General features: G+C 48.7%; 5 protein-coding genes and 1 pseudogene. 3 read left to right on the forward strand and 3 right to left on the reverse strand.

Going from position 1 to position 8,432, the window contains the following annotated elements:
* Nucleotides 1-320 (forward strand): annotated as a pseudogene (locus tag RMO84_RS16385) (hypothetical protein); the annotation flags it as partial.
* Between the two features lie 185 nt (nt 321-505).
* Here RMO84_RS16385 and RMO84_RS16390 read toward each other — a convergent pair.
* Nucleotides 506-2,761 (reverse strand): polysaccharide biosynthesis tyrosine autokinase, encoded by a 2,256-nt coding sequence (locus tag RMO84_RS16390; RefSeq protein WP_310489507.1) that lies wholly within the window; start codon nt 2,759-2,761, stop codon nt 506-508.
* Between the two features lie 575 nt (nt 2,762-3,336).
* Here RMO84_RS16390 and uvrC point away from each other — a divergent pair.
* Together uvrC and RMO84_RS16400 are read left to right on the forward strand one after the other, a co-directional pair.
* Nucleotides 3,337-5,238 (forward strand): excinuclease ABC subunit UvrC, encoded by a 1,902-nt coding sequence (gene uvrC, locus RMO84_RS16395; RefSeq protein WP_310489511.1) that lies wholly within the window; start codon nt 3,337-3,339, stop codon nt 5,236-5,238.
* Nucleotides 5,239-5,470: 232 nt separating this feature from the next.
* Nucleotides 5,471-6,334 (forward strand): pentapeptide repeat-containing protein, encoded by an 864-nt coding sequence (locus tag RMO84_RS16400; RefSeq protein WP_310489508.1) that lies wholly within the window; start codon nt 5,471-5,473, stop codon nt 6,332-6,334.
* A 33-nt stretch (nt 6,335-6,367) separates the two neighbouring features.
* On the opposite strand, the gene RMO84_RS16405 is transcribed toward RMO84_RS16400, so the two are convergent.
* Both RMO84_RS16405 and zds read right to left on the reverse strand, forming a co-directional pair.
* Complete coding sequence (locus RMO84_RS16405; RefSeq protein ID WP_310489509.1) at nt 6,368-6,826, reverse strand: SRPBCC family protein; 459 nt, start codon at nt 6,824-6,826, stop codon at nt 6,368-6,370.
* 150 nt (nt 6,827-6,976) lie between these two features.
* A complete protein-coding gene (zds, locus tag RMO84_RS16410) occupies nt 6,977-8,416 on the reverse strand; it encodes a 9,9'-di-cis-zeta-carotene desaturase (protein WP_310489510.1) in 1,440 nt (479 codons plus the stop codon).
* Between the last annotated feature and the right edge of the window lie 16 nt (nt 8,417-8,432).

Here is an 8,432-nt window from a genome sequence, read left to right on the forward strand (position 1 = left end):
ACCAAGTTGGCATTCAGAATAACTATGGCACCGATCTAGATATCCAAAGATCGATCGCTGAGTTTCAAACAATTTTAGTAAGATTGCAAAGTCAATATCCCACAGCTACCGAAGCTGAGGCAGTTAAAATCATCAATGTGGAATTCCAAGAAATTAAATACAAACAAATTCTCCAGTGGCGAAACTTGTTGAGTGTCAAACGATTCTATAATGGTAGTAAAAAAGCAGCAGTTAAAATTGGCGAGCACTTTGCTGAGAATAATGTTTGGGGCAAGGGATTTATCGCTTTCCTAGAAGGTGTCTCCGAAAATTTAAAATAGATAGCTTAATAATTAAATGAGCCGAGATTGAAGCTAATCTATCAATAGGATGAATCGATTGAGATATTGGCGAACATAGCTTTGCAGGATTTCCATAAATAAAGGGGTGCGAGCAACCTCACACCCCTGAATATTTTTGATTTAGTTACTGAGCCGACACAGTCAACGACCCAGAATATCGGGTTCTACCGCGTGCGGTTGGTGATGGTTCCGGTTAACAGCTTAGAACCAGAATTGCCTTCATCCCCTCTTGCTACCTGAGACGAGTAGTAGTAATGGTTGTAACGGTTTTGTTTGTCTAGATCGACACCGTTGAGCACCATCCCTAAGACTTTGAGCTTGGATTGGGTCAAGATTTCTTGAGCGTAGTCTACTGATTCTTTGTCAGCAACACCAGGACGGAGGACGAAGACTAATCCGCCAGCTTGAGTACCCAATATTGCCGCATCTGCCGCTACCGTTAGTGGTGGTGCGTCAATGATGACTAAATCGTACTCTTGCGACCACTGCGCGATCGAAGTGCTCATTTGCACCGAATCGATCAAGATGACGGGATTTGGCGGTACGACACCAGCAGTCAAGAGGAAGAGATTGGGTTGAACTTCGGTGGTGGCGGTTTGGCGATCGCATTGACCGCTGAGGACGTTGCTGAGTCCTTCATAGTTAGTTTGACGCCAGATCAGATGTTGCGCTGGTTTGCGCATGTCGGCATCGACCAAGAGTACCTTTTTGCCGAGTTCGGCGACTGCCAGTGCGAGGTTGGCAGCTACAGTCGATTTACCTTCGCCTGATTGCGAGCTAGATACGACCACAACCTTGAGGCTATCATCGGCATTGAGGAACTGGAGATTGGTCTGCAACATCCGGAAGGATTCACCATCGATGCCGGTATTGATGCCAGTCAAGACCAGTTGACCTGGAGTTCTGGCACCGGCTTTACTACCCAGTTTGGGGAGTTGACGGGCTTTTTCAAATACCGGAATTTGACCCAAGATCGGATAACCAGGTAGTAAGTTTTTGGCTTCTTCGGAAGTTTTGATCCGTTTGTCAGCACCATCAAGTAAGAAGGCAGTAGCCGCACCGAGGAACAGACCTAAGAAACCACCGATCGCAATGTTCTGCGGTTTTTTGGGCGAGAGTGCTTCTTGTGGCAGTTCGGCATGAGTTTGGATTCTGGAGTTACCCAGAGTTTGATTCTCTGCAATTTCAATTTCTTGCAGTTTGCTCAGCAAGGTTTTGTAATTAGTCCGTGTGGTTTCGAGCTTGCGACCTAGAGCGGTTTGTTGTTGCTCCAATTTGGGCAGCGCGTTCATCCGTTGCTTGTAGGCATCGACTACATATACTAGCGCAGAGATCTGTTTCTGGAGACTCGTCCGTTGGGCTTCGCTCTTGGCATAGTCAGCAATCAAGTTGCCTTGAATCCCCGATGGTTGGAGTTCGACTAGTTTGCCTTGGAACTGTTTGTCGCCAATTAAGCTTTGTTTGAACCGCTTTTGGAGAATTTCGACGAGTGCTTGGCGTTTCTCTTTAAGATTGAGGATGCTCGGATCGTTATCGCTAAACCGCGTTTTTTCAGTAGCGATCTTAGCTTCGATTTCTTGCAGCTCTTTGAGAGATTTTTGCAAACCAGGGGATTCGCTCACCAGACCAGATTGGATGGTGGCTTGAGCGTCTCTACCGCCAAACAGTGCCTTCAAACCTTCGAGTCGCGATGTTTCGGCGGCTAGTTGAGCTGACGCCGAGGTGATTTCTTTGTTGAGGCTGGTGATCGTTTCTACGGCTTTAACAGACTCGGTAGGTAGATCGACAACGTTGTACTCTTCTTTAAACTTGCGGATATCGCTCTCAGCGGATTTAACTTCAGATTCGATTTTAGGAAGTTCTTTAGAGACAAAGTTACGCGCTGCTTCGGCCTCGCGACGTTGATTTGTTTGGTCGTCACGGATGTAGACTTCCATGAGTTTTTCGACGACATCTTTAGCCAATTCCCTACTGGGATCTTGGAAGGTGATGTCTAAAATATCAGTTCCTTTAATACTACTAACTTTGAGTTGTTGGACAAAGCCGTCAGTTTTTTTAATAAATTTATCTAAACGTTTTCCTTCCGGTCTATTGGCATACTTACCACTGCGTAACTCTGCGAGTACGCCATTAATTGTAGTTAATGACTTGAGGATTTCTGCTTGAGTATTGACTGGCATACTTCCGGTTAGCCCTTCCAAATCGCCAATCGCACCACCACCGCCAGCAGCACTGGTTACACTACTCAACAAGGCACTAGTTTTGTTAGTCTTTTTCAGAATAACTTGTCCTTTGGCTTGGAAGATTTCCGTTTGCTTGTAAGTCCAAATTGTTACTACTGCTGTAGTAAGTGCAAAGACCAGAGCGGCTGGCAACCAACGACGTTTGAGTACTAGCCAATATTGTGCAATTTCATCCATAATGCTTTGTGCGGGTGACTGTGTGTATACTCCCTCATATTCTAACACTGTGACTTTAGCTACTCGTATCCGCATTTAAACGTAATTCAGTCAGCATAAAGTAACTAATTTTAGTAAGTTGAGAGGCCGTACGATCGTCAACAACCAGCGCGTTCAATATATAGTTGAATGCGATGCGACTCTACGTACAGGGGCGATCGTTTTATACAGTAGCTTATTAAGTGTAGATTCTTTGACTCAGAATGCCTGTATTGTGACGACCGCTCCTGCTCATAGTACCCATTTCTCAGGAAAAAATAGCAGCTCGAACGCGGGATCTGGGGAAGCTCATCCCGTTAAATAAATCTTACTCGAAATGCGGTAGCCTTCAGCAGATCGCGATCGCGATCGACTGCCAACTCTCTCACCCACACTAGATTCCAACCGAGCGGGATCTCCGTACGGTGGGGATCGTTCTATACACCAGCCTAGCAATCCGATCTTTGTTATATTTTTTAGTAAGCATGTTTTATCGCGACGATCGCTGCTGCTGAGGGTATCTATCTGTGTTAGACGAACGCCAACTCCATCCGACCATTATCAAGCTCGCCACTATTCCCAAGCCCGACCTCGAACAGCGACTCCAGGAAATACCGCCCGAACCGGGTGTTTACTTTATGCGCGATGCGACCGATCGCATCTTGTACATCGGTAAATCCAAAAAACTCCGCTCTCGCGTGCGATCGTATTTTCGGGACGGCGATCGGCACACGCCCCGCATTGCCATGATGGTGCGCCAAGTCGCCGAGATCGAGTTTATCGTCACGGACAGCGAAGCCGAAGCACTGGCACTAGAAGCTAATCTCATCAAGCAACACCAGCCGCATTTTAATGTCCTGCTTAAGGATGATAAAAAATACCCGTACGTGCTGATTACCTGGTCAGAAGACTATCCGCGCATTCTGCTGACTCGCAATCGGCGGCTCGGTAAAGGTAAAGATAAGTATTATGGCCCATATACCGATGCACATTTACTCCGCAACGTCCTCTACACAATTAAGCGGACATTTCCGCTGCGCCAACGACCGCAACCCTTATTTAAAGATCGTCCCTGTCTCAATTACGATCTCGGCCGGTGTCCGGGCGTTTGCCAAAATCTGATCGCGCCGATCGATTATCGCCAAACTGTCGAAAAAGTCGCAATGATTTTTCAAGGTCGCACGGGCGAATTAATTGAAACGCTGACCGCCCAGATGCAAAAGGCTGCCGAAAATCTCGATTTCGAGCAGGCGGGTGCGATTCGCGATCGCATTCACAATCTGACTGCCCTAAATGCCGAACAAAAAGTCGCACTATCCAACGATACTGTGTCTCGCGACGCGATCGCTCTCGCTGCCGATCTCAAGATTGCAGCGGTGCAACTATTTCAAATTCGGGCGGGTAAATTAGTCGGGCGACTAGGCTATACGGCTGAGGTGCAGTCGCTAGCTGAAGCTGTAACAGCAACAGAAATTAGTCAGACATCTGACGCTGAGCTGGGCGCGATTTTGCAACGGGTACTCGAAGAACACTACCAAGCCGCAGATCCGGTGGAGATCCCGCTGGAGATCTTGGTGCAGTATCCGCTGCCCGATGGAGAAATGTTGGCTAGTTACTTGAGCGATCGCAAGGGTCGGAAAGTTACGCTAATTACTCCCCAGCGGCAGCTTAAAGCCGAGTTAATTGAGATGGTCGAGAAAAATGCCCAGCACGAACTTGCCCGCCTCCAACGTCAAAGCGAACGCAATCTCGGTGCTCTGGAAGATCTGGCTGAAATCCTCAACTTGCCCGAACTGCCCCACCGGATTGAAGGTTTTGATATTTCCCACATTCAAGGCTCGAATGCGGTGGCTTCGCAAGTGGTATTTATCGACGGATTGCCTGCAAAGCAGCACTATCGCCACTATAAGATTCAAAACCCCGATATCACAACTGGTCATTCCGATGACTATGCCAGTCATGCGGAAATTGCCAGACGGCGATTTCGTAAGTATGCTGGGGGCGTGAATACGGATGATGCTAATTTCCCCGACGTCGTGATGATTGACGGTGGCAAGGGGCAGCTATCGGCAGTGATGAAGGTATTGGAAGAGATGAATCTCGCTGACAAAATGTGCATAGTTAGTCTCGCCAAGCAGCGGGAAGAAATTTTCTTACCCAATGAAAGCTTGCCTCTACCGACCGATGCCGAGCAAGCTGGCGTCCAATTGCTGCGACGCGTCCGGGATGAGTCGCATCGCTTTGCGATTACGTTCCACCGCCAACAGCGGGCAGTCAAGCAAACCCGATCGTACCTCGACGATATTGCGGGTTTGGGCAGCCATCGCCAGAAACAACTGCTGGCACATTTTCACTCGATCGACTATATTCGGGCGGCGAGTGTCGAAGACTTAGCCAAAGCACCAGGCATCGGCCAGCAGATTGCCACAGATATCTACAGCTACTTTCATCCCCAGTAAGCGAGCGAGTCGTTAGACTAGGAATAGCTTTTAAGAGCTGGATCGGCTCGGTAGCTTGTAGTTGCCGTAGTGGGTGCAATTTTTGCCCAGTCGATCGGCAAGCTATAATATTTGCGATCGGGTAAGGCTGCCCAAATGATGCATGAATGGCGAATCCATCCGATCGATAAAGAATATTAATTTAATCGATAAGTGCGGCCACCTTCATTAGTAGTAATGCTACTTTAGATAGATGAATGACGAGCTACAGTGTTGGTACAAAGCACTCGAATTGGAGCCTGGAGCATCACTCGAAGAAGTGAACCAGGCTTATAAGGATTTAGTCTTAGTGTGGCATCCTGACCGGTTGCCGCAAGACAGTCTGCGCTTGCAAGAAAAAGCTCAAGCCAAACTTAAAGAAATCAACAATGCGCGCGATCGGTTGCGCGAGTATCAAGCCAGTCGTAGTAACGGAAATGGCAGCAACTCCAGCGATCTCCATCCCGACAATAACGATCGTCAGACAGCTACTCGATCGACTAATCGATCGGAGCGAGAGGCTACTCGCCATGCGCGCCAACAGCCCCGCAGAGCTACATCGCGTCCAGAAACTTACTCCCAGCGAGTGCGACCACCAGCACCACCTCAGCCTACTCAAGTTACCGAACCCGTCCCCGTTCCCCAAGCAGCGGTGGTTAAACCGACAAATCATCGCCACCACATCAAAACACCGTCGCGTACGCCTCCACAACGCCCAGATCTGAGTGGTGTTGATTGGAGCGGTACGAATCTCAACGAGCGCGACTTATCGGGCAGAAATTTAGCCAATGCCAATCTCAGCAACACTGAGTTGCAGGATTCCTTTTTGCATGGTGCCAATCTTGAGGGTGCTAACCTTCAGAAAGCCAATCTGTTTCGAGCCAACTTATTTCAGGCCAATCTCAGCAACGCCAATCTCCGCGAAGCAAATCTGATCGGTGCGGATCTCAGCGGTGCGGATCTGCGGGGTGCGGATCTGACTGGTGCGCGAATTAGGGTCGGAGCAAAGATGATGGTCAGATTTATGGGTGCCAATCTTACAGGTGCCATCATGCCAGACGGTCGAGTATTTGGATAGAGTGATAGCGGCTGTGGGTTGACGCCAGCTTTTCTAAGAATGATTTGGCTCGTGACTGGCGTCGCTGAGGGCGTATTCCCTAAATCGATCCATGTCAGCCTGAAGCGTGCCCTCGACCGCGTTGCGAACGAAGTCATTATTCATTAACAGTGCCAGAAAACCTGGTACCTCATAGGCGATCGTCAACTTGACAATACTAGTTTCTTTGCGATCGTAAAATCTAATTGCCCCGCGATTGGGTAAGCCATCCACCGACTCCCATTGAATAATTTGATGGGGAATTTCCTGAAGAATCTGCGACAGCCAGGTAAATTCGAGAGTTCTAGTCCCCAACTTCCAGCGCGAGAGTTCGGGGCGATCTTCGAGCACTTGCACTGACTCGATCCACTTCATCCAGCGCGGCATCAATTCGATATTATGCCACAGACCCCAGACATGCTCGATCGGCGCAGCAACTTCAACTTGAACGCTATGTTCTAACCATTGAGACATGATAATTAGGGGATAGGGAATAGTGGATAGGGGATAGTGAAGTGAATAGTGAATAGTGGATAGTGGATAGAGTAGATCGGGCTTGAAGATGATTCATCTGTCTTCTAATTAATTACTACTCCCTATTCCCTATCCCCTATCCCCTATTCTCTAACCTCTGAATCGATCGAGAATAGCGGTTGCTGCTTGCTTGCCGGAGATGGTGGCTCCTTCCATGCTGTCGATATAGTCTTGGGCGGTGTAGCTCCCTGCAAGGAAGAAGTTATCGATCGGTGTTGCTTGAGTGGGACGGAATGGATCCATGCCGGGTTTTTCGCGGTAGAGAGATTGGGCGAGTTTAACGACACTCGACCACGTTACTTTGAGTTCGCTAGCCGATGGGAATAAATGGTGAACTTGTTTGAGAACGTGAGCGACGATTTCTTCATTCTTCATCGGAATGAAGGGTTCCCCAGGCGTTAATACGACCTGTAGTAGCGAGCCTTCGCCCTCTCGATAATAATCTGCGGGACTGGTGAGCGCAAGATCCGCAAAACAGGAAAAATCGGCGTCGGCACTGTAGAGCAGATTATCCATCCCTGCGGCATGTGCTAATTGGTGGCGTTGGGCGGCATCTTGCATTTCCGTTACCCAACCGTCGAAGCGCAGTTGCACGGTGGTGACGGGGACGGCTTCGAGCTTGAAAATGTTATCGAAGAAGGTCGATTTGCGCCAATCGGTGGGGATGATGCGATGAATCCCTGGCACGTCGCAGGCGCAGACATAGGCATCAGCGGTAATGGTTTCCACGCGATCGCCATTAGCGATTTCAAAGCTAGTAATGTGAATATTATCGCCTTCGCCAGTATATTTAACTTCGCGTAACTGGCTGCGGGTATGAATTTTGGTGCCTTTAGCTGCTAGATACTCGACGATCGGTTTGTGGAGATATTCGGCTGGCGAACCGACTAGCATGTTCAATTTTGATGCTTCGGTTTTGGAGGCAAACATCATGAAGATCGTCAGCATACACCGTGCGGAGATATTTTCGGTGTCGATGAATCCTAATGCTAAAGCGATCGGGTCCCACATCCGTCGCAGACTGTGATTGTTGCCGCCATGCGATCGAAACCAGTCGGCAAAACTGATCCGATCGAGATCGCGGATCATCTTCATTGCGGTTTCATAGCTGACCAACCCAGGCACGATCGGACTAGTGCCCAGTGCCAGAGCGTTGCGGAGTTTATCGACGATCGTCAGTTGCTCGGTGGTAAAAAATGCCTTCAAGCCATGAAACGGCGCGCCGAGGAAAAACCTAAAATCTAGTTTGCCAATATCGCCACCGGCATTCACAAAATTGTGAACGTGTTCTTTAGGTAAAAAGATATCAACCGCGCCAATATGCTGCATCAGCGCAAAAAGATTGGCATAGTTGTTAAAAAAGACGTGCAAGCCCATCTCGATATGATTGCCATCAGCATCTACCCAGCTCCCGACTTTACCGCCGACAAACGCCCGCGATTCAAAGATCTCGACCTCATGTCCCGCATCCACTAAATCGACGGCTGTGGTCATTCCAGCCAGTCCCGCACCTGCGATCGCAACCCGCATTTTATTTATCCTTTAC

It is taken from the genome of Chamaesiphon sp. VAR_69_metabat_338 (assembly GCF_031423935.1).
GTDB lineage: Bacteria > Cyanobacteriota > Cyanobacteriia > Cyanobacteriales > Chamaesiphonaceae > Chamaesiphon.

Excerpts from the sequence above, each read along its gene's own strand:
- RMO84_RS16390 (WP_310489507.1), bottom strand. The coding sequence starts at position 2,761 with ATGGATGAAATTGCACAATATTGGCTAGTACTCAAACGTCGTTGGTTG.
- RMO84_RS16400 (WP_310489508.1), top strand. The coding sequence starts at position 5,471 with ATGAATGACGAGCTACAGTGTTGGTACAAAGCACTCGAATTGGAGCCT.
- RMO84_RS16405 (WP_310489509.1), bottom strand. The coding sequence starts at position 6,826 with ATGTCTCAATGGTTAGAACATAGCGTTCAAGTTGAAGTTGCTGCGCCG.
- zds (WP_310489510.1), bottom strand. The coding sequence starts at position 8,416 with ATGCGGGTTGCGATCGCAGGTGCGGGACTGGCTGGAATGACCACAGCC.